This is a genomic window from Glycomyces paridis (assembly GCF_004912155.1).
GTDB classification, from domain to species: domain Bacteria; phylum Actinomycetota; class Actinomycetes; order Mycobacteriales; family Micromonosporaceae; genus Glycomyces; species Glycomyces paridis.
Window position 1 is genome coordinate 175181 of the sequence record NZ_STGX01000003.1, and the last position, 20751, is coordinate 195931.

At 70.8% G+C, this 20751-nt stretch carries 18 protein-coding genes and 1 pseudogene; 18 read left to right on the top strand and 1 reads right to left on the bottom strand.

What is annotated here, in order from left to right; all coding sequences use genetic code 11:
• The first annotated feature begins 272 nt into the window (after positions 1–272).
• The 7 genes from aroC to nusB all read left to right on the top strand — a co-directional run bounded on the left by aroC (position 273) and on the right by nusB (position 7616).
• Positions 273–1451, top strand: a complete 1179-nt coding sequence (gene aroC, locus E9998_RS04970) for a chorismate synthase (RefSeq protein WP_136528601.1) — start codon at positions 273–275, stop codon at positions 1449–1451.
• A gap of 45 nt (positions 1452–1496) precedes the next feature.
• A complete protein-coding gene (gene aroB, locus E9998_RS04975) occupies positions 1497–3053 on the top strand; it encodes a 3-dehydroquinate synthase (RefSeq protein WP_136528602.1) in 1557 nt (518 codons plus the stop codon).
• Positions 3050–3508, top strand: a complete 459-nt coding sequence (gene aroQ, locus E9998_RS04980) for a type II 3-dehydroquinate dehydratase (protein ID WP_136528603.1) — start codon at positions 3050–3052, stop codon at positions 3506–3508. Before aroB ends, aroQ begins: the two co-directional genes overlap by 4 nt.
• Positions 3509–3598: 90 nt before the next feature.
• On the top strand, positions 3599–4906 hold the full coding sequence (locus E9998_RS04985; protein WP_136528814.1) for a M20/M25/M40 family metallo-hydrolase: 1308 nt from the start codon (positions 3599–3601) through the stop codon (positions 4904–4906).
• Positions 4903–6423 (top strand): YfcC family protein, encoded by a 1521-nt coding sequence (locus E9998_RS04990; protein ID WP_136528604.1) that lies wholly within the window; start codon positions 4903–4905, stop codon positions 6421–6423. Before E9998_RS04985 ends, E9998_RS04990 begins: the two co-directional genes overlap by 4 nt.
• Positions 6424–6549: 126 nt before the next feature.
• Positions 6550–7107 carry an elongation factor P gene (efp, locus tag E9998_RS04995; protein ID WP_136528605.1) on the top strand — a complete coding sequence of 186 codons (558 nt, stop codon included), beginning with the start codon at positions 6550–6552 and terminating at the stop codon, positions 7105–7107.
• Between the two features lie 2 nt (positions 7108–7109).
• Positions 7110–7616, top strand: a complete 507-nt coding sequence (gene nusB / locus E9998_RS05000; RefSeq protein WP_136528606.1) for a transcription antitermination factor NusB — start codon at positions 7110–7112, stop codon at positions 7614–7616.
• 190 nt (positions 7617–7806) lie between these two features.
• Here the strand turns inward: nusB and E9998_RS05005 are convergent, their stop codons facing one another.
• Positions 7807–8304 carry a transcriptional regulator gene (locus E9998_RS05005; RefSeq protein WP_136528607.1) on the bottom strand — a complete coding sequence of 166 codons (498 nt, stop codon included), beginning with the start codon at positions 8302–8304 and terminating at the stop codon, positions 7807–7809.
• Positions 8305–8575: 271 nt separating this feature from the next.
• Here E9998_RS05005 and pyrR point away from each other — a divergent pair, with 271 nt between their 5' ends.
• From pyrR to coaBC, 11 genes and pseudogenes are all read left to right on the top strand, one after another.
• The gene (gene pyrR, locus E9998_RS05010; protein WP_275669494.1) at positions 8576–9154 is read left to right on the top strand and encodes a bifunctional pyr operon transcriptional regulator/uracil phosphoribosyltransferase PyrR; all 579 of its coding nucleotides are present in this window, start codon (positions 8576–8578) and stop codon (positions 9152–9154) included.
• A complete protein-coding gene (locus E9998_RS05015; RefSeq protein WP_136528609.1) occupies positions 9151–10071 on the top strand; it encodes an aspartate carbamoyltransferase catalytic subunit in 921 nt (306 codons plus the stop codon). The genes pyrR and E9998_RS05015 overlap by 4 nt, the downstream gene beginning before the upstream one ends.
• Positions 10068–11363: a dihydroorotase gene (locus E9998_RS05020; RefSeq protein ID WP_136528610.1), complete on the top strand. Its 1296-nt coding sequence runs from the start codon at positions 10068–10070 to the stop codon at positions 11361–11363. Before E9998_RS05015 ends, E9998_RS05020 begins: the two co-directional genes overlap by 4 nt.
• Complete coding sequence (carA, locus tag E9998_RS05025; RefSeq protein ID WP_136528611.1) at positions 11360–12508, top strand: glutamine-hydrolyzing carbamoyl-phosphate synthase small subunit; 1149 nt, start codon at positions 11360–11362, stop codon at positions 12506–12508. The genes E9998_RS05020 and carA overlap by 4 nt, the downstream gene beginning before the upstream one ends.
• Complete coding sequence (carB, locus tag E9998_RS05030; RefSeq protein WP_136528612.1) at positions 12501–15830, top strand: carbamoyl-phosphate synthase large subunit; 3330 nt, start codon at positions 12501–12503, stop codon at positions 15828–15830. The genes carA and carB overlap by 8 nt, the downstream gene beginning before the upstream one ends.
• A 107-nt stretch (positions 15831–15937) precedes the next feature.
• Positions 15938–16979, top strand: a pseudogene (locus E9998_RS05035) (quinone-dependent dihydroorotate dehydrogenase); the annotation flags it as partial.
• A gap of 84 nt (positions 16980–17063) precedes the next feature.
• Positions 17064–17981, top strand: coding sequence for an orotidine-5'-phosphate decarboxylase (gene pyrF, locus E9998_RS05040; protein ID WP_136528614.1), 918 nt, complete (start codon positions 17064–17066; stop codon positions 17979–17981).
• 148 nt (positions 17982–18129) lie between these two features.
• Positions 18130–18453 carry an integration host factor, actinobacterial type gene (mihF, locus tag E9998_RS05045; protein WP_136528615.1) on the top strand — a complete coding sequence of 108 codons (324 nt, stop codon included), beginning with the start codon at positions 18130–18132 and terminating at the stop codon, positions 18451–18453.
• A 20-nt stretch (positions 18454–18473) separates the two neighbouring features.
• Positions 18474–19085, top strand: coding sequence for a guanylate kinase (gmk, locus tag E9998_RS05050; protein ID WP_240037506.1), 612 nt, complete (start codon positions 18474–18476; stop codon positions 19083–19085).
• Positions 19086–19173: 88 nt separating this feature from the next.
• Positions 19174–19446 (top strand): DNA-directed RNA polymerase subunit omega, encoded by a 273-nt coding sequence (rpoZ, locus tag E9998_RS05055; protein WP_030156662.1) that lies wholly within the window; start codon positions 19174–19176, stop codon positions 19444–19446.
• 10 nt (positions 19447–19456) lie between these two features.
• Positions 19457–20647, top strand: a complete 1191-nt coding sequence (gene coaBC, locus E9998_RS05060) for a bifunctional phosphopantothenoylcysteine decarboxylase/phosphopantothenate--cysteine ligase CoaBC (RefSeq protein ID WP_136528616.1) — start codon at positions 19457–19459, stop codon at positions 20645–20647.
• Positions 20648–20751: the final 104 nt, after the last annotated feature.

The following is a 20751-nucleotide window of genomic DNA, read 5'->3' on the forward strand; positions in this document are numbered from 1 at the left end:
TTGGGGACTCATCGCACCGTCGTCCTTCCATCGTCGACTTGCTTGAAACTTGCAGTATCCCGTGTCTGACCTGCGCACATGATCGCCCGAGTCTAGCGGTGCGGCCCCACTCGCCCGCGGCGCGAGGAGGCCGTGAGTCCTCTGTGGCGCAACGGCTTCGACGCCCGATTCGGGCCCGCCGCCCGGCCCCCCGGCACCGGCCGGCCCATCCGTTGGGACACCACGTCCACCAGGTGCCGAATCACAGCCGTCCCAGTGGCAGACTTGACGGCGTGTTGCGATGGATGACTGCTGGAGAATCACACGGCCCCGAACTCGTGGTCACGCTCGACGGCCTGCCCGCCGGGATCGAGCTGACCACCGGCGCCGTCGGCGCCGAGCTCGCCCGCCGGCGCCTCGGTTACGGGCGCGGCGCCCGCATGAAGTTCGAGGCCGACGTCGTCAACTTCATCGGCGGCGTCCGCCACGGCCGCACCCTCGGCTCGCCCGTCGCCATCCGCGTGGGCAACTCCGAGTGGCCCAAGTGGGAGACCGTCATGGCCGCCGACCCGGTCGACCCCGCCGAACTCGCCGGGATCGCCCGCAACGCCCCCCTCACCCGTCCCCGCCCCGGCCACGCCGACCTCGCAGGGATGCAGAAGTACGACCACGAGGACGCCCGCCCGATCCTGGAGCGCGCCTCCGCCCGCGAGACCGCCGCGCGCGTCGCCGGCGGCACCGCCGCCAAGGCCTTCCTCAAGCAGGCCTTCGGCATCGACATCGTCTCCCACGTCAAGGCCCTCGGCGGCGTGCGCGCCAAGGAAGGGCTCGTCCCGACCCCCGCGGACTTCGCGGCCGTCGACGCCGACCCGTTGCGCTGCATGGACCCCGAGGCCTCCGCGCGCATGGTCGCCGAGGTCGACGCCGCCAAGAAGGACGCCGACACCCTCGGCGGCGTGGTCGAGGTCCTCGCCTACCACGTCCCGCCCGGGCTCGGCTCCCACGTCCAGTGGGACCGCAAGCTCGACGCCCGCCTCGCCACCGCGCTCATGTCCATCCAGTCGGTCAAGGCCGTCGAGATCGGCGACGGCCTCATGCAGGCCGCCGTGCGAGGCTCGCTCGCCCACGACGAGATCGTGCCCGGCCCGGACGGCGTCGAGCGCCTCACCGACCGCGCCGGCGGCCTCGAAGGCGGCATCACCACCGGCCAGCCCCTGCGCGTCTCGGCCATGCTCAAGCCGATCTCCTCGCTCACCCGCCCGCTGCGGACCATCGACACCGTCACCGGCGAGGCCGCCGAGGCCATCAACCAGCGCTCCGACGTCTGCGCCGTCCCCGCCGGGGCCGTGGTCGCCGAGCACATGGTCGCCTACGTCCTCGCCGAGGCCGCACTGGAGAAGTTCGGGGGCGACTCGGTCGGCGAGTCCCGCCGCAACTTCGAGCAGTACCTCGACCACCTGCGGGTCCGCTGAACCGCCCGCCGACCGCCGTGCACGCCACCGAACCGGAGTGAACCCATGAGTCTCGTCGTCGTCGTCGGGCCGCCCGGCTCGGGCAAGACCACGATCGGCCGCGCGCTCGCCGAGGCCCTCGGCGCGACCTTCCGCGACACCGACGCCGACATCGCCGACGCCGCGGGCAAGTCGATCCCCGACATCTTCGTGGACGAGGGCGAGGAGCACTTCCGCGCCCTCGAACGCGAAGCGGTCCGGCGCGCCGTGGCCGAGCACGAGGGCGTCCTCGCCCTCGGCGGCGGCGCCGTCATGGCCGACGACACCCGCAAGCTCCTCGCCGCCGTCACCGTCGTCCACCTCACCGTCGACCTCGGCGAGGCCGTCAAGCGCACCGAACTCGACCGCGGCCGCCCGCTCCTCCAGGTCAACCCGCGCGCCCAGCTGCGCCGACTCATGGACGAGCGCCTCCCGCTCTACCGCGAAGTCGCCGACATCGAGATCGACACCACCGCAAGGGAAGTGGACGAGTTGACCGCGGAGATCAAGGCCCGCCTCGCGGTGCGCACCGTCGTCGTCAACGACGCCGACGCCCCCTACGACGTCCTCATCGGACGCGGCACCGTCGAACGCCTCCCCGCCTACCTCGGCCGGGCCGCCCGCGTCGCCGTCCTCCACACCGCGAACACCGCCGCGCTCGCCGAGCGGGTCGGATCGCTCCTGCCCGACGGCGTCGAGCCCACCCTCATGGAGCTGCCCGACGCCGAGGACGGCAAGACCGTCGCCGTCGCCGAGCAGGTCTGGGACGCCCTCGGCGCCGAAGGCTTCACCCGCACCGACCTCGTCGTCGGCGTCGGCGGGGGAGCGGTCACCGACCTCGCCGGCTTCGCCGCCGCCTGCTGGCTCCGCGGCATCGGCGTCGTCCACGTCCCCACCTCCCTCCTCGGCGCCGTCGACGCCGCCGTGGGCGGCAAGACCGGCGTCAACACCGCCGCCGGCAAGAACCTCGTCGGCGCCTTCCACCCGCCCCGCGCCGTCCTGGTCGACCTCGACGCCTTCGTCTCGCTGCCCGTCCGCGACCTCGCGGCCGGACTCGCCGAGGTCGTCAAGGCCGGATTCATCGCCGACCCGGTGATCCTCGACCTCGTGGAGGCCGACCCCGAGGCCGCGCTCGACGCTCAGAGCCCGGTCCTCGCCGAACTCGTGGAGCGCGCCATCGCCATGAAGGCCGCCGTCGTCGCCGCCGACCTCAAGGAGGGCGGCCTGCGTGCGATCCTCAACTACGGCCACACCTTCGCCCACGCCGTCGAGAAGCTCGAACGCTTCACCTGGCGCCACGGCGACGCCGTCGCCGTCGGCATGGTCTACGCCGCCCACCTCGGCGCGATCACCGGCCGCGCCGACCTCGTCGCCCGCACCGAGGCCGTCCTCGAATCCCTCGGCCTCCCCACCTCCTACGAGGCCGGACGCTGGGACGACCTCCTCGCGACCATGAAGATCGACAAGAAGAACACCGGCGCCACCCAGCGCTTCGTGCTCCTGGACGAACTCGCCCGACCCGTGCTCGTGGACGACGTGACCATCGAGCAGCAGCGCGAGGCCTATGAGAGGCTGACGGCATGAGCGACGACTGGAAGATCCTCATCCTCAACGGCCCCAACCTCAACCGCCTCGGCCTGCGCGAGCCCGCGATTTACGGCGCCACCACCTACGCCCAGCTCGTCGCCCTCTGCGAGCGGCGGGGCGAGGAGCGCAAGGCCCCCGTCGAGGTCCGCCAGACCAACGCCGAAGGCGAGATGATCGACTGGCTCCACGAGGCCGCCGACCGCGGCTGGCCCGTCATCCTCAACGCCGCCGGCTGGACCCACACCTCCGTCGCCATCGGGGACGCCTGCGCCCAGCTCAGCGGCCTCCTCATCGAGGTCCACATCTCCAACATCCACAAACGCGAAACCTTCCGCCACCACAGCTACGTCTCCCCGCACGCGGACGGCGGCATCATCGTCGGCATGGGCGTCGCCGGGTACCTCCACGCCGTCGACCGGATCGCCGACGAGGCCCAGACCGACGCCGAATAGCCCGCCCGCCGATTCGCGAAACGCCATTTGCGACGGTCACCGGAGTGGTCGAATGAACCGGTGGAACTCAAGGACACCGTCTCCGGCCTGATGCCGCGCCTGTGCGACGAACTCGAACGCCTCGTCGCCATCCCCTCGATCGCCTTCCCCAACCACCCGAAGGAACCCGTCCGCCGGGCCCACGACTACGTCGTGGACCTCCTGCGCGACGCCGGGGTCCAGGACCTCGACGCGATCGAGCTGCCCGACACCTCCCCGGTCATCACCGGCCGCATCCCCGCCCCGCCCGGCGCGCCCACCGTCCTCCTCTACGGCCACTACGACGTCCAACCCGCGGGCGACGAATCCGCCTGGGAGACACCGCCGTTCACCCCCACCCGCAAGGACGGCGCGATCTACGGCCGCGGCGCCGCCGACTGCAAGTCCAACCTCATCGCCCACATCGGCGCCCTCCGCGCCCACGGCGGCCGACCGCCCGTCGGCGTCCGCATCGCCTTCGAAGGCCAGGAGGAGTACGGCTCCGCCTTCGACGACTACCCGCCCAGCGACCCCGGCCGCTTCGCCGCCGACGCCATGCTCATCTGCGACATGGGCAACGTCCGCCCCGGCTCGCCGACCCTCACCGTCGCCCTCCGCGGCGCCGCCGACGTCTACGTCGAGGTCCGCACACTCAAGCACCCCGTCCACTCCGGCGAGTTCGGCGGCGCCGCACCCGACGCCCTGCTCACCCTCATCGCCGCCCTCGCCACCCTCCACGACGCTAACGGCGACGTCGCCGTCCCAGGGATGCGCCGCGACGCCTGGGACGGCACCGCCTACTCCGACGAGGAGTTCGCCCACCTCACCGGGATGCTCCCCGGCACCGCCCAGCTCGGCACCGGACCCATCGGCGAACGCCTCTGGCACGGCCCCGCGATCACCGTCATCGGCCTCGACGCCCCCGCCGTCGACTCCGCCGCCTCCGCGGTCGTGCCCTACGCCCGCGCCTACCTCAACGTCCGCGTCCACCCCGAACAGGACGTCAAGGAAGGCCAAGCCGCCGTCATCCGCCACCTCGAAGCCCTGCGGCCCTTCGGCAACGAACTCAAGGTCACCGGCGGCGACGCCGGCGCCGGATACGCCGCCACCATGGGCGGCCCCGCCTACCGCGCCATGCGGCGCTCCATGGCCGCCGCCTGGGGCGCCGACGTCGCCGAGATGGCCTCCGGCGGCTCCATCCCCCTCGTCAACGCGCTCGCCAAGGCCCAACCCGCCGCCGAGATCCTCATGTTCGGCGCCGAGGACGGCGAATGCGGCCTCCACGGCCCCAACGAACGCGTCCTCATCGACGAACTCGAGAAGACCGTCCTCGCCGAAGCCCGGTTCTTCGACGAATACGCGAAGGAGGCCGGCCGATGAGCGGCACCGACACCGAGGCCCCCGCCGAGGAGACCGCGTCCAAGCAGTGGAAGTTCCCCACCGCCTACACCGTCCTCGCCGTCGTCACCCTCGCCGTCTGGGCCCTGACCTTCGTCATCCCGCCCGGCCAGTACGAACTCGACGACGACGGCCGCCCAGTCCAAGGCTCCTACCAGCAGATCGACGCAGACCAGTCCTTCGGCGACCGCCTCTACGACCTCTTCGTCTCACCCGTCAACGGCCTCTACGGCATCCAGGACCCCACCACCGGACTCGTCGGCCCGAACAACACCGGCGACCTCTACGGCGCCGTCCAGGTGTTCCTGTTCGTCCTCGCCGTCGGCGCCTTCATCACCGTCACCTTCGCCACCGGCGCCCTCGACCGCGGCATCGGCCGCCTCGCCCACCGCCTCCGCGACCGCGGCATCCTCCTCGTCGTCGGCATCATGGTCATCTTCGCCATAGCAGGCACGGTCGAAGGCTTCGCCGAGGAGACCCTCGGCTTCTACGCCCTCATCGTGCCGCTCACACTCGCCCTCGGCTACGACCGCATGACCGCCGTCGGCGCCATCATCCTCGGCGCGGGCGTCGGCGTCCTGTGCTCCACCGTCAACCCCTTCGCCACCGGCACCGCCTCCTCCGCCGCCGACGTCCCCATCGGCGACGGCATCGGCCTGCGCCTCGCCATGCTCGTCGTCCTCACCGCCGTCACCGTCCTGTACGTCCTCTGGTACGCCCGCCGCGTCAAGAAGGACCCCGCCAAGTCCCTCTCCGGCTGGCAGGACGGCGACCGTGAGTCCAGCGCCGCCGAAGCGCCCGTGCCCGACCCGCTCACCGGCCGCCAGCAGTTCGCCCTCTGGTTCGTCGGCTTCACGTTTCTGTTCATGATTTTCGCGATCATCCCCTGGGCCTCCGTCATCGAAGGCCCCGACGCCGCGTCCTACGCCTGGCAGCTCGACTGGTACTTCCCCGAACTCACCGCCATGTTCCTCGTCGCCTCCGTCATCACCGGCGTCGTCGGCGGCCTCGGCGAAGAGGGCGTCACCGGGAAGATCGTCGCGGGCTTCGGCGACTTCGTCGGCGCCGGACTCGTCATCGTCCTCGCCCGCGGCATCACCGTGATCATGAACAACGCCCACATCACCGACACGGTCCTGCACTCCCTCGAAGGCGTGGTCTCCGGCACCTCCTCGGGCGTCTTCGCCATCGCCGTGTTCATCGTCAACATCCCGCTCGCCTTCCTCATCCCCTCCACCTCCGGCCACGCCACGCTCGCGATGCCGATCATGGCCCCGCTCGCCGACTTCGCCGGCGTCCCCAGGTCCCTGGTCATCACCGCCTGGCAGTCGGCCAGCGGCTGGATGAACCTCATCGCGCCCACCACCGCCGTCGTCATGGGCGGCCTGGCGCTGGCGAAGGTCCGCTACGACCGCTACCTGCGGTTCGTGGGCCCGCTTCTGCTCATCCTGTTCGTGCTCATCTGCGGATTCCTGGTGCTGGGGACCGCGGTGGCCTGACCCGCTCCGGGGCGGGGCGCTGCGCCGCTGGACACAGCGGGCGCGGGCGGGGCACTGACCTGCGGGACCGGCAGCTACCATTGACGGTCGTCAACTCCGAACCTCGATTGAAAGAGACGAACGCCCGTGGCATCCACGAACGATCTCAAGAACGGCCTGGTGCTCAACCTGGAGGGCCAGCTCTGGCAGGTGCAGGAGTTCCAGCACGTCAAGCCCGGCAAGGGTCCGGCGTTCGTCCGCACCACCCTCAAGCAGATCCCGTCGGGCAAGATCGTCGACAAGACCTTCAACGCCGGCACCAAGGTCGAGACCGCGAACGTCGACCGCCGCACCATGCAGTACCTCTACAAGGAGGGCGAGGACTTCGTGTTCATGGACATGGAGTCCTACGACCAGTTCCCGCTCGGCCCGGGCCTGGTCGGCGACGCCGCCAAGTTCATGCTGGAGAACTCCGAGGTCACCATCGCCTGGCACGACGGCAAGGCGCTCTACGTCGAGCTCCCCGCCTCGGTCGAGCTCGTCATCACCTACACCGAGCCGGGCCTCCAGGGCGACCGCTCCTCCGGCGGCACCAAGCCCGCCACCGTCGAGACCGGCGCGCAGGTCCTCGTGCCGCTGTTCATCGACAACGGCGAGAAGATCAAGGTCGACACCCGCGACGGCAAATACCTCTCGCGGGCATAGGCGTGGGCAACCAGCAGAGCGGACCTGATCGGCTCACCGCCCGCACCAAGTGGCGGATGCGGGCCGTCGAGATCCTCTACGAGGCCGAGAGCCGCGACACCGAGCCCTCGAAGGTGCTCGCCGAGCGCGCCTCCCGCGCGTTCGCCGACCCCGAGGCACCGCGCCTGCCGGCCTACTCCGAGGAACTGGTGCGCGGCGTCGCCACGCACCTGGACGAACTCGACGCCATCATCGGCCGCTCCGCCTCCGGCTGGGCGGTGGAGCGGATGCCCGCCGTCGACCGGAACGTGCTCCGCGTGGGGCTCTACGAGATCCGCCACGTCGCCGACGTCGACACGCCGGTCGCCATCAAGGAGGCCATGCGCGTCGCGGAGCAGATCGGCTCCTCCGACGACACCTCCTTCGTCAACGCCGTCCTGGACGCCGCCGCCAAGGCCGCCCCGAAGGTCGAGGCCGAGGACGACGTCCCCGGCTGGAACCAGGTCGTCGTGGACGAGGACCGGGACTGACGCGAGCAGCTTGAAAGCGGCCGGACTCAGTGGAGTTCGGCCGCTTTCTCGTTGGGGTGCAAAGAAACGGCCAAGCCCTCGCGGTCGCATGAGCACTGTCAGGGCCCGGCCGTTCGCGGTTCTTCCACCCGGGCAACGAAAAACGGCCAAGCCCTCCGATCCAGGGCCCGGCCGTTCGAGTGGTGCGGTCCTACTCCTCCGAGGCGAAGAACGCCTGGAGGTCGTGGACGAGGACGCCGAAGTCCTCGAGCTTCTCGATGAGGCCCGAAGGCGTGGTCGAGTAGACGACGGCGAGGGTGTAGAGGTCGTCGGCGCGGATCGAGAGGATGCGGCCGTTGTAGTCGCCGCGGCGCTGCTGGATCGAGCGGGCGAGCTTGGCGACGTGCTCCAGCTCGGCGTCGGGGTGGTCGTACAGCGCTTCGAGGTTGAGGACGATCTTCTCGGCCTGCTCGACCGGGAGCGGAACGCCCTCGGGCAGCAGCTCGGAGACCGGGATGCGGTAGAAGTCGGCCAGTTCGGCGAGGCGGCTGACGGTGATCGACCTGTCGCCCCGCTCGTAGGAACCGATGACGACGGCCTTCCACTTGCCGCCGGACTTGTCCTCGACGCCTTGCAACGACAGCCCCTGCTGCATGCGGATGTCACGCAGCCGGTTGCCGAGCGACTTGGCGTAGTCAGATGTCGCCATGCTGGATCAACTCCAATTTTCGGTACGAGAGGAATCCTATTGTTGACTACGGTCGGTGACCATCGGCCGTTGGGGTGCCCCCAAACAGTGTTCTTCGTCGCGTGAGACCTTCGCGACCGCCGTGCAAACTCTACTAAATCAGTCATCAACGCCCGTAATGACGTCATGCTTTTGGGATCCGTCTTTACGCTCCGTCACCGGCGACGTAGTATGGCCCGCGACGAAACCGTTCTTTAACAGACCGTCCAGTGAGGCGGAGAAGGAGGTTCGCGTGGTTTCCCCTGCCCTCAGGCAGAACGAGGAAGACCCGTCGGGCAAGCACATCCTCGCGGCCGACGACATCGGCCGCATCCTCGACCGGATCGCGCACCAGATCCTGGAGAAGACCAAGGGCGCCCCCGACACCATGCTCCTGGGCATCCCCACCCGCGGCGTCGCCCTCGCCGGGCGCCTCGCCGACCGGATCAGGCGCTTCGCCGACCTCGACGTCCCCGCCGGGACCCTCGACATCACGCTGTACCGCGACGACCTGCGCCGCAACGCGCTCCGCGCGCTCGGCCCGACCGAGCTGCCGCCGGGCGGCGTGGACGACCAGCGGGTCATCCTCGTCGACGACGTCCTCTACTCCGGGCGCACCGTCCGCGCCGCGCTCAACGCGCTCTACGACCTCGGCCGCCCCGCCAGCGTCCAGCTCGCGATCCTGGTCGACCGCGGCCACCGCGAGCTGCCCATCCGCGCCGACTACGTCGGCAAGAACATCCCCACCGCCCGCGACGAGAACGTGGCCGTGCGCCTGACGGAGTACGACGGCTTCGACGCGGTGGTCCTGACCGGAGGCCGGGAGCGATGAGACACCTGCTCGACACCAGCGACCTCAGCCGCGAGGAGGCCGAGCTCGTCCTCGACGTCACGCAGCAGATGGCCGACGCTGTCACCGGACGCGAGGTCCCCAAGCTCCCCGCGCTGCGCGGGCGCACCGTCGTGAACCTCTTCTACGAGGACTCCACGCGCACCCGCACCTCCTTCGAGACCGCGGCCAAGCGTCTGAGCGCCGACGTCGTCAACTTCGCGGCCAAGACCTCCAGCGTCAACAAGGGCGAGAGCCTGCGCGACACCGCCCTCACCTTGCAGGCCATGGGAGCCGACGCGGTGGTCATCCGCCACCCGGCCGCCGGGGCCCCGCAGCGGCTCACCGAGTGGCTCGACGGCGCGGTGCTCAACGCCGGCGACGGCACCCACGCGCACCCGACGCAGGCCCTGCTCGACGCCTACACGATGCGGCGCCGCCTCGGCGGCGTCGAGGGCCGCACCGTCGCGATCGTGGGGGACATCCTCCACTCGCGCGTGGCCCGCTCGAACGTCTGGCTGCTGTCCAAACTCGGTGCGAACGTGCGCCTGGTGGGCCCGCCCACCCTGCTGCCCAAGGACATCGACGGCTGGCCCGTCGAGATCGGCTACGACCTCGACGCGAGCCTCAAGGGCGCCGACGCGGTCATGATGCTCCGCGTCCAGCGCGAGCGCCAGAACGCCGCGTTCTTCCCCACCGCGAACGAGTACGCGCGCCTCTACGGCCTCGACGAGCGGCGCCTCGCGCTCCTGCCCGACCACGCGATCGTCATGCACCCCGGGCCGATGAACCGCGGCATGGAGATCGCCGCCACGGTCGCCGACTCGCCCCGCGCCACCATCACCGAGCAGGTGACCAACGGCGTCTGGGTCCGCATGGCCGTCCTCTACCTGCTGCTGACGAACGGAGAAACCCGGTGACCGACACGCTCATCAAAGGCGCCGACCTCCTCGGCAGGGGCCGCGCCGACGTCCTGATCCGCGACGGCCGCATCGCCGAGACCGGCTCGCTCTCCGCCCCCGGCGCCCGCGTCGTGGACGCCGACGGCCTGGTGCTCCTGCCCGGCCTGGTCGACCTCCACACGCACCTGCGCGAACCCGGTCGCGAAGACGCCGAGACCGTCTACACCGGAACGCGGGCCGCCGCCAAGGGCGGCTACACCGCCGTGTGCGCCATGGCGAACTCCTATCCGGTCGCCGACACCGCCGGCGTGGTCGAGCAGGTCGCGGCCCTGGGCCGCGCCGCCGGATACGCCGACGTGCAGCCCATCGGCGCCGTCTCCGTCGGACTCGAAGGCAAGCGGCTCGCCGAGATCGGCGCGATGGCGCACTCCGCCGCCGCGGTGCGCATGTTCTCCGACGACGGCCACTGCGTGTGGGACCCGGTCCTCATGCGACGCGCCCTCGAATACGTGAAGACCTTCGGCGGACTCGTCGCCCAGCACGCCGAGGAGCCGCGCCTCACCGAAGGCGCCCAGATGAACGAGGGCGCCGTCTCGGCCGAACTGGGCCTGCCCGGCTGGCCCGCCGTCGCCGAAGAGGCCATCATCGCCCGCGACGTGCTCCTCGCCGAGTACACCGGCGCACGCGTCCACTTCTGCCACGTCTCCACGGCCCGCTCGGTCGACATCATCCGCGAGGCCAAGGCCCGCGGCGCGAACGTCACCGCCGAGGTCTGCCCGCACCACCTGCTGCTCACCGACGAGTCGGCCCGCACCTACGACCCGGTCTACAAGGTCAACCCGCCGCTGCGGCGCGACGCCGACGTGGCCGTCCTGCGCGCCGCCCTCGCCGAGGGCGTCATCGACGCCGTCGCCACCGACCACGCGCCGCACGCCCCGCAGGACAAGGACTGCGAGTGGGCCGCGGCCCGCCCCGGGATGCTCGGACTGGAGACCGCCCTGTCCATCAGCGTCCTCGCCCTCGGCGGACCCACCGAAGTGGACTGGGACCTCCTCGCCGAGCGCACCTCCCGCACGCCCGCCCGCATCGCCGGCCTCGACGCCCACGGCCGCGACCCCGAACCGGGCGCCGAGGCCAACCTCACCCTCGTCGACCCCGCCGCGTCCTGGACCGTCGTCCCCGCCGACCTCGCGTCCCTGTCGCGCAACACCCCCTACGCCGGGATGACGCTCCCGGTCACCGTCCAGGCGACGTTCCTCCGGGGACGCGCCACCGTGCTGAACGGCACCATCGCAGAGGAGATCCAATGAGCCGAGCACCAGCGATCCTCGTCCTCGAGGACGGCCGCGTCTTCCGCGGCGAGGCCTTCGGCTCCGTCGGCGAGACCTTCGGCGAGGCCGTCTTCAACACCGGCATGACCGGCTACCAGGAGACCCTCACCGACCCCTCCTATTACGGGCAGGTCGTCGCCCAGACCGCCCCCCAGATCGGCAACACCGGCTGGAACGACGAGGACGACGAGTCCCGCCGCATCTGGGTCGCCGGCTACGTCGTGCGCGACCCCTCCCGCCTCGCCTCCAACTGGCGCGCCAAGCGCGGCCTCGAAGACGAACTCGCCTCCCAGGGCGTCGTCGGCATCTGCGAGGTCGACACCCGCGCCCTTACCCGGCACCTGCGCGAGGCCGGCGCCATGCGCGTGGGCATCTCCTCGCGCACCACCGACGCCGAGGAGCTGCTCGCCCGGGTCCTCGCCTCCCCGCAGATGGCCGGCGCGAACCACGTCCCCGCCGTCACCACCGCCGAGCCCTACACGTACGAGGCCAAGGGCACCGCCGCTTACACCGTGGCCGCCGTCGACCTCGGCATCAAGCGCAACACCCCCCGCCGCCTCGCCGAGCGCGGCATCACCACCACGGTCTTCCCCGCGAGCGCGAGCGTCGACGAGCTCCTCGCCGACGGCCCCGACGCCGTGTTCCTCTCCAACGGCCCCGGCGACCCCGCCACCGCCGGCCACCAGATCTCGGTCACCCGCGAACTGCTGCGCCGCCGCGTCCCGGTCTTCGGCATCTGCTTCGGCAACCAGATCCTCGGGCGCGCCCTCGGCCTGGACACCTACAAGCTCAAGTTCGGCCACCGCGGCATCAACCAGCCCGTGCTCGACCGGCACACCAACAAGATCGAGATCACCGCCCACAACCACGGGTTCGCCCTCGCGCCCCCCGAGAGCGGCGAGTTCTTCGAGACCGAGTTCGGCCGCGTCCAGGTCAGCCACGTGTGCCTCAACGACGACGTCGTCGAAGGCCTCACCTGCCTCGACGCGCCCGCCTACTCCGTCCAGTACCACCCCGAGGCCGCCGGCGGGCCGCACGACGCCGACTACCTGTTCGACCGGCTCGTCGAACTCATCGACACCGTGCGCTCCAACGACGCCAAGGGGGCCAAGGCAGATGCCTAAGCGCGACGACATCAAGCACGTACTCGTCATCGGCTCCGGCCCGATCCAGATCGGCCAGGCCTGCGAGTTCGACTACTCCGGCACCCAGGCCTGCCGCGTCCTGCGCGAGGAGGGCCTGCGCGTCACCCTCGTCAACTCCAACCCGGCCACGATCATGACCGACCCCGAGTTCGCCGACGCCACCTACGTCGAGCCGATCACCACCGAGGTCATCGAGCAGATCATCGCCAAGGAGAAGCCCGACGCGATCCTGGCGACCCTCGGCGGCCAGACTGCCCTCAACGCCGCCGTCGGCCTCCACGAGGCCGGCATCCTCGAGAAGTACGGCGTCGAACTCATCGGCGCCGACATGGACGCCATCCAGCGCGGCGAGGACCGCCAGCAGTTCAAGGACGTCGTCCTCAGCGTCGGCGGCGAAGTGCCCCGCTCCGCGGTCTGCCACTCCATGGACGAGGTCCGCGCCACCGTCGAGGACCTCGGCCTCCCCGTGGTCATCCGCCCCTCCTTCACCATGGGCGGCCTCGGCTCCGGCATGGCCTACACCTGGGAGGACGTCGACCGCATCGCCGGCAACGGCCTCGCCGAGTCCCCCACCACCGAAGTCCTCATCGAGGAGTCCGTGCTCGGCTGGAAGGAGTACGAACTCGAACTCATGCGCGACCGCAACGACAACGTCGTGGTCGTCTGCTCCATCGAGAACGTCGACCCCATGGGCGTGCACACCGGCGACTCCGTCACCGTCGCCCCCTCCATGACCCTCACCGACCGCGAGTACCAGCACATGCGCGACGTCGGCATCGCCATCCTGCGCGAAGTCGGCGTCGACACCGGCGGCTGCAACATCCAGTTCGCCATCGACCCCGCGAACGGGCGCATGATCGTCATCGAGATGAACCCTCGCGTCTCCCGCTCCTCCGCGCTCGCCTCCAAGGCCACCGGCTTCCCGATCGCCAAGATCGCCGCGAAGCTCGCCATCGGCTACACCCTCGACGAGATCCCCAACGACATCACCAAGGCCACCCCCGCCGCCTTCGAGCCCACCCTCGACTACGTCGTCGTCAAGGTCCCGCGCTTCACCTTCGAGAAGTTCCCCGGCGCCGACCCGGTCCTCACCACCACCATGAAGTCCGTCGGCGAGGCCATGAGCCTCGGCCGGACCTTCCAGCAGGCCCTCCAGAAGGCCCTGCGCTCCACCGAGACCAAGGCCGCCGGCTTCTGGACCCGCCCCGACCCCGAGGGCGCCACCCTGGAGAACACGCTCGAAGCGCTCCGCACCGCCCACGACGGCACCCTCTACACCGCCGAGCGCGCCCTGCGCCTGGGCGCCACCGTCGCCGAAGTCCACGAGGCCTGCAAGATCGACCCCTGGTTCCTCGACCAGGTCTCCCAGCTCATCGACCTCCGCGACCGCATCGAGGCCGCCGCCGTCGTCGACGAGGCGCTCCTGCGCCGCGCCAAGCGCGCCGGGTTCTCCGACGCCCAGATCGCGGCCCTGCGCCCCGAACTCGCCGGCGAGGACGGCGTCCGCCGCCTGCGCCACAGGCTCGGCCTGCGCCCCGTCTTCAAGACCGTCGACACCTGCGCCGCCGAGTTCGAGGCCCACACGCCCTACCACTACTCGACCTACGAGGACGAGACCGAGGTCGAGCCCTCCAACCGGCCCAAGGTCATGATCCTCGGCTCCGGGCCCAACCGCATCGGCCAGGGCATCGAGTTCGACTACTCCTGCGTCCACGCCGTCCAGGCCCTGCGCGAGGTCGGCTACGAGACCATCATGGTCAACTGCAACCCCGAGACCGTCTCCACCGACTACGACACCGCCGACCGGCTCTACTTCGAGCCGCTCACCTTCGAGGACGTCACCGAGGTCTTCCACGCCGAACACGAGTCCGGCAAGGCCGCGGGCGGCCCCGGCGTCATCGGCGTCGTCGTCCAGCTCGGCGGCCAGACCCCCCTCGGCCTCGCCGAACGCCTCGAAGGCGCCGGCCTGCCCATCGTCGGCACCTCCCCGAAGGCCATCGACAACGCCGAGGACCGCGGCGTCTTCGGCCGCCTCCTCGACGAACTCGGCCTCGTCGCCCCCGCCGGCGGCACCGCGTTCTCCTACGAGGAGGCCCGCGAGGTCGCCGCCCAGATCGGCTACCCCGTGCTCGTGCGCCCCTCCTACGTCCTCGGCGGCCGCGGCATGGAGATCGTCTACGACGAGGACACCCTCGCCGGGTACATCTCCCGCGCCACCGAGGCCAGCCCCGAGCACCCGATCCTCATCGACCGCTTCCTCGACGACGCCGTCGAGATCGACGTCGACTGCCTGTGCGACGGCACCGAGTTCTACCTCGGCGGCATCATGGAGCACATCGAGGAGGCCGGCGTCCACTCCGGCGACTCCTCCTGCGCCCTCCCGCCGATCACCCTCGGCGCCGGCGTCATCGAGCAGATCCGCGACTACACCGCCAAGCTCGCCTTCGGCATCGGCGTCCGCGGCCTCATGAACGTCCAGTACGCCCTCAAGGACGAGCAGCTCTACGTCCTCGAAGCGAACCCGCGCGCCTCCCGGACCGTGCCCTTCGTCTCCAAGGCCACCGCCGTCCCGCTCGCCAAGGCCGCCGCCCGCATCGCCCTCGGCGCCACCATCGCCGAACTGCGATCGGAAGGCCTCCTCGTGCCCGAGGGCGACGGCTCCGACGCCGGACCCGACGACCCCATCAGCGTCAAGGAGGTCCTCCTGCCCTTCAAGCGCTTCCGCACCGTCGAGGGCTCCGGCATCGACGCCGTCCTCGGCCCGGAGATGAAGTCCACCGGCGAGGTCATGGGCATCGACGCCACCTTCGGCCTCGCCTTCGCCAAGGCCACGCTCGCCGTCTACGGCAAGCTCCCCACCTCCGGGAAGATCTTCGTCTCCGTCGCCGACCGCGACAAGCGCTCGATCGTCTTCCCCGTCCGCCGCCTCGTCGACCTCGGCTTCACCGTCTACGCCACCGAGGGCACCGGACTCGTCCTCAAACGCCACGGCATCGACTTCACCCCCGTCGCCCGCCACAGCGGCGCCAAGGGCGAGGGCGTGCCCGACGCGGTGAGCCTCATCGCCTCCGGCGAGATCGACCTGGTCATCACCACGCCCTCGGCCTCCACTGGACCCCGCACCGACGGCTGGGAGATCCGATCCGCCACCGTCGTCGCCGACGTCAGCTGCGTCACCACCATCCAAGGCGCCGCCGCAGCCGTCCAGGCCATCGAATCGGCCTCCCGAGGCGAGATCCGCGTGGCCTCCCTCCAAGCGCTCCACCGCCGCCTCCGCGGCGCCGAGACCGTCGCGGCCTGAGGCGGCGGCGGAACCGGAGCGACGAGAATGACAACCCCACCGGGTGAGCGACGAGGCACCAGTGTCGGTGTCGCTCACCCGGTGAATTGACGTATACAGGAATGACCATGCTGTATCAGAATCTGGCCCGCCCGGTCCTGTTCCGGATCGCACGCGGGGACGCCGAGCGAGCGCACGAGTCCACCCTGCGCTGGCTCGTCCGCCTGTCCGAACAACGGCAGGTCCGCAACGCGCTCATCAAGGTCAACCGGCCGAGCGCCCCCGTCACCGTCTTCGGCGTGCCCTTCCCCAACCCCGTCGGCCTCGCCGCCGGGATGGACAAGAACGGCATCGCCGTCGGCGCCTGGCCCGCCCTCGGCTTCGGCTTCGCCGAGATCGGCACCGTCACCGCCCAGCCCCAGCCCGGCAACCCCAAGCCGCGCATGTTCCGCATGCCCCGCTCCCAGGGCATCGTCAACCGCATGGGCTTCAACAACGACGGCGCGCAGGCGCTGGCCGCGCGGCTCTCGGCCGCACCGGCCGTCGACTGCCCGCTGGGCATCAGCATCGGCAAGTCCAAGGCCGTGCCGCTCGACGGCGCGATCGAGGACTACCTCCAGTCGATGCGCTTCCTCTACCCCTTCGCCGACTACTTCGCGATCAACGTGTCCTCGCCCAACACCCCGGGCCTGCGACAGCTCCAGGACGCCTCGTCCCTGCGCGACCTGCTCGGCGCCCTGCGCGTCGAGGGCGAGCGCCTCGCCGCGGGCCGGGCACAGCGCCCGGTCCTGGTCAAGATCGCCCCCGACCTCACCGAGTCCGCGATGTCCCAGCTCCTGGAGGTCTGCCTCGAAGCCGGGGTCGCCGGGGTCATCGCCACCAACACCACGCTGGGACGCGACGGGGTCGACCCCAGCGAGGACGCCGTGGCGGCCGAGCCCGGCGGCATGTCCGGGAGGCCCCTGACCGCCGTCTCCCGCGAGATCGTCCGCTTCGTGCACCGCGAGACCGGCGGGCGCCTGCCGATCATCGGCTCAGGGGGCGTCATGACCCCCGACGACGCCCAGGCCATGTTCGACGCGGGAGCCAGCCTCGTCCAGATCTACTCCGGCCTCGTCTACAACGGCCCCGGCCTGGTCCGCGGCAGCGTGCGCCGCTTCAAGAACCCCGCCAAGCGCCGCCACCGCGCCCCGACCCGAACCTGAGAGCCCGAACCGCCGGCTCCCGCACCTCCGAACCGAAAGAAGCGAACCAATGCCTGCCAGCAAGGAATTCGGCGCCCGCGCCTACCACCTCTCCCAGGTGCGCGGCCCACTGTGCGCCGGGATCGACCCCCACGGCGCGCTCCTCCAGTACTGGGGCTTGGACGACGACCTCGACGGGGCGGAGCGCTTCTGCATGACCCTCGTCGAGGCCCTCACCGAGCACGTGGCCTTCGTCAAGCCGCAGTCGGCGTTCTTCGAGCGCTTCGGCTCGGGCGGCATCGCCCTGCTCGAACGCGTCATCGCCGAGTCCCGCCGCGCGGGCGCGCTGGTCATCCTCGACGTCAAGCGCGGCGACATCGGCTCCACGATGGCCGCGTACGCGCAGGCGTACCTCGACCCGGCCTCCTCCCTCGCGGTCGACGCGATCACCGTCAGCCCCTTCCTGGGCACCGGCTCGCTCCAGCCCGCCTTCGACCTCGCCTCGGCCCACGGCAAGGGCGTGTTCGTCCTGGCCCGCACCTCGAACCCGGAGGGCAAGCAGGTGCAGAAGGCCCGCCGACTGGACGGCAAGTCGGTCGCCCAGGGCGTCATCGACGAGGTGAACGAGCACAACCGCGACGCCGAGCCGATGGGCTCCTTCGGCATCGTCGTGGGCGCCACCATCGGCGCGTGCGCCACCGAGGGGGACGCCCGCCTGCGTGAGTCGACTTACGGAATCACCCACACCACCGTGAGCCAACGTGACTCCGCTCACGACCTCTCCCAGTTCAACGGCCCCATCCTGGTTCCGGGCATGGGCACCCAGGGCGGGCGTCCGAGTGATCTTCCGCGCGTCCTCGGCCCGGCCATGAACTTCGCAATCCCGTCCTATTCTCGACAAATCGCACAGCCGGGGCCTGCTGCGGCGAGCATTCGCACCGCCGTCGAGGCGTTGCAGGAGGAATGCCGCGCCGCGATGGGGGAATAAACCGCCGATAACCCGGTCCGAAAAATGCCCCACCCCCGGTCGCAGGCGTGTCGGACCCTGGGGTTACCGTTCCCGAGCTGGGTATGCTTCACCGATACCCGCACGTCAAGGTCCACAGGGACGAAAACCACGACTGCAAGGAGACCCCGTGCCGCTCCCTAAACTGACTCCGGAACAGCGCGCCGCAGCCCTTGAGAAGGCGGCAGCCGCCCGCAAGGCCCGCGCCCTGCTCAAGGAGAAGCTGAAGTCGGGCGAGACCACCCTGGAAGCGGTCCTCAAGTCCGCAGCCACCGACGACATCTCGGGCAAGATGAAGGTCTCGGCCGTGCTCAAGGCCCTCCCGGGCATCGGCGACAAGCGCGCCACCCAGATCATGGAGAAGCTGAAGATCGCCGACTCCCGTCGCCTGCGCGGCCTGGGCGAGCACCAGCGCGCCGCGCTTTTGGATGAATTCAAGGGCGACCAGGCCTAAGTTCGGGTAGTAGTAGTCGCGTGAGCATCGATCGTCACCACGCAGCCCTCGCTCAGCGCCTGACGGTGCTCTCCGGCCCGTCCGGAGTCGGCAAGGGCAGCGTCAAGGCCCTCATCCAGGAGTACTACCCGTGGGTCTGGCTCTCCGTGAGCTGCACGACCCGCAAGCCGCGCCCGGGTGAGGTCGACGGCGCCGACTACCACTTCGTGTCGACCGAGCAGTTCGAGTCGATGATCGCCGCGGGGGAGTTCCTTGAATGGGCCTCCTACGCGGGGAACCTCTACGGAACCCCCCGCGGCCCGGTCGAGGAGCGCCTGCGCGCCGGACTCCCGGCGCTGCTGGAGATCGAACTGCAGGGCGCGCGCCAGGTCCGCCGGGCCATGGCCGACGCCCAACTGGTCTTCCTGGCCCCGCCGTCGTGGGACGAACTCGTCCGCCGCCTCACCGGGCGGGGGACCGAGGACGAGGCCACGATCGCGCGCCGCCTGGAGGCCGCCCGTTCCGAGCTGGCCTCGGAGGCCGAGTTCGATCACACAGTCACCAACGTGTCGATCGAGCAGGCGGCCGCCGAGCTGGTAGAGTTGCTCAGTTCTCCGGCCCTCGCGTCGGCATCGCCGTCGAGCCGCAAATAGCCTCGCCAAGGTGAGGCCCGCGAGCCGCACTTCAGCTCAGCACGCCCGGAGCCACTGAGCACCACGAGTCGCACACGAAGGATTACACGTGTCAGGGACTGTCGCCGACCCGGTCGGCATCACCAACCCGCCGATCGACGATCTGCTGGAGAAGGCCCAGTCGAAGTACCAGCTGGTCATCTACTCCGCCAAGCGGGCGCGCCAGATCAACGCCTACTACTCGCAGCTGGGCGAAGGCCTGCTCGAGTACGTGGGCCCGCTCGTCGAGACCACGCCCGAGGAGAAGCCGCTGTCGATCGCCATGCGCGAACTCGACAAGGGCCTCCTTGAGACGAAGGCCTTCGACGACCCCGAGGCGTAGGGCCGCACGTTTGAACATCGTCCTGGGCGTGTCGGGCGGCATAGCCGCCTACAAGGCCTGCATCCTGCTCCGCCTGCTCAAGGAGTCCGGTCACGACGTGACCGTGATCCCCACGGCGGCGGCGCTGGAGTTCGTCGGTGAAGCCACCTGGGAGGCCCTGTCGGGCCACCGGGTGGCTTCCGGCGTGTTCTCGGACGTCGCCGAGGTCAAGCATGTGCGGCTCGGCCGCGGCGCCGACCTCGTCGCCGTCGTCCCCGCCACCGCCGACCTCCTCGCCCGCGCCGCCCACGGCCGCGCGGACGACCTGCTCACGAGCACCCTGCTGACCGCGACCTGCCCGGTGGTCTTCGCGCCCGCGATGCACACCGAGATGTGGGAGCACGCGGCCACCAGGGCGAACGTCGCGACGCTGCGCGAGCGCGGCGCCCACGTCGTCGAGCCCGACTCGGGCCGCCTCACCGGCGCCGACACCGGCCCCGGCCGCCTGCCCGAGCCCGAATCGCTCTTCGCCCTGCTCAAGGGCTTCTTGACCTCCCCGGCCCGCGACCTCGTCGGCCGCAAGGTGCTCGTCACCGCCGGGGGCACCCGCGAGCCGATCGACCCGGTCCGCTTCATCGGGAACCACTCCTCGGGGCGCCAGGGCATCGCGATCGCCGCCGCGGCCGCCGCCCGCGGGGCCGAGGTGCGCCTCATCGCCGCGCACATCGACGCCCCGCTGCCCGCCGGGATCGCCGTGGAGCGCGTGGGGACCACCGGCGAGCTGTACGAGGCCACCGTCAAGGCCGCCGTCGGCGCCGACGCCGCGGTGCTCGCCGCCGCGCCCGCCGACTTCACGCCCAAAACGGCCTCGGACCGCAAGCTCAAGCGCAAGGGCGACATCGACCTCGCGCTGACCTCGACGCCGGACATCTCGGCGGCGGTGGGGCGCGCGAAGGCCCCGGGCCAGGTGCTCGTCGTCTTCGCGGCCGAGACCCACGACGGCCCCGAGCACGCGCGGGCGAAGCGCGAGGCCAAGGGCGCCGATCTGGTGGTGCTCAACGACGTCTCGGGCGGAGCCGTGTTCGGCGCCGCCGAGAACTCGGTCACGATCTTCGACGAACGTGGCGAAGTCGACGCTCTCGTCGACGCCTCCAAGGAATCGGTGGCCGACGCGATCTGGGACGCCGTCTCAGCTGCGCTGGGGCCGCGCGACTCCCGGTGAGTGGACGCCACGGACACCGCCCGGCGCCTGCGCGCCGACTTGGTGGGAGGATCGTGAGCGCATAGACTTGTGAGCTGCGAAGTCAGTCGAAGTGCGCCGCTTGG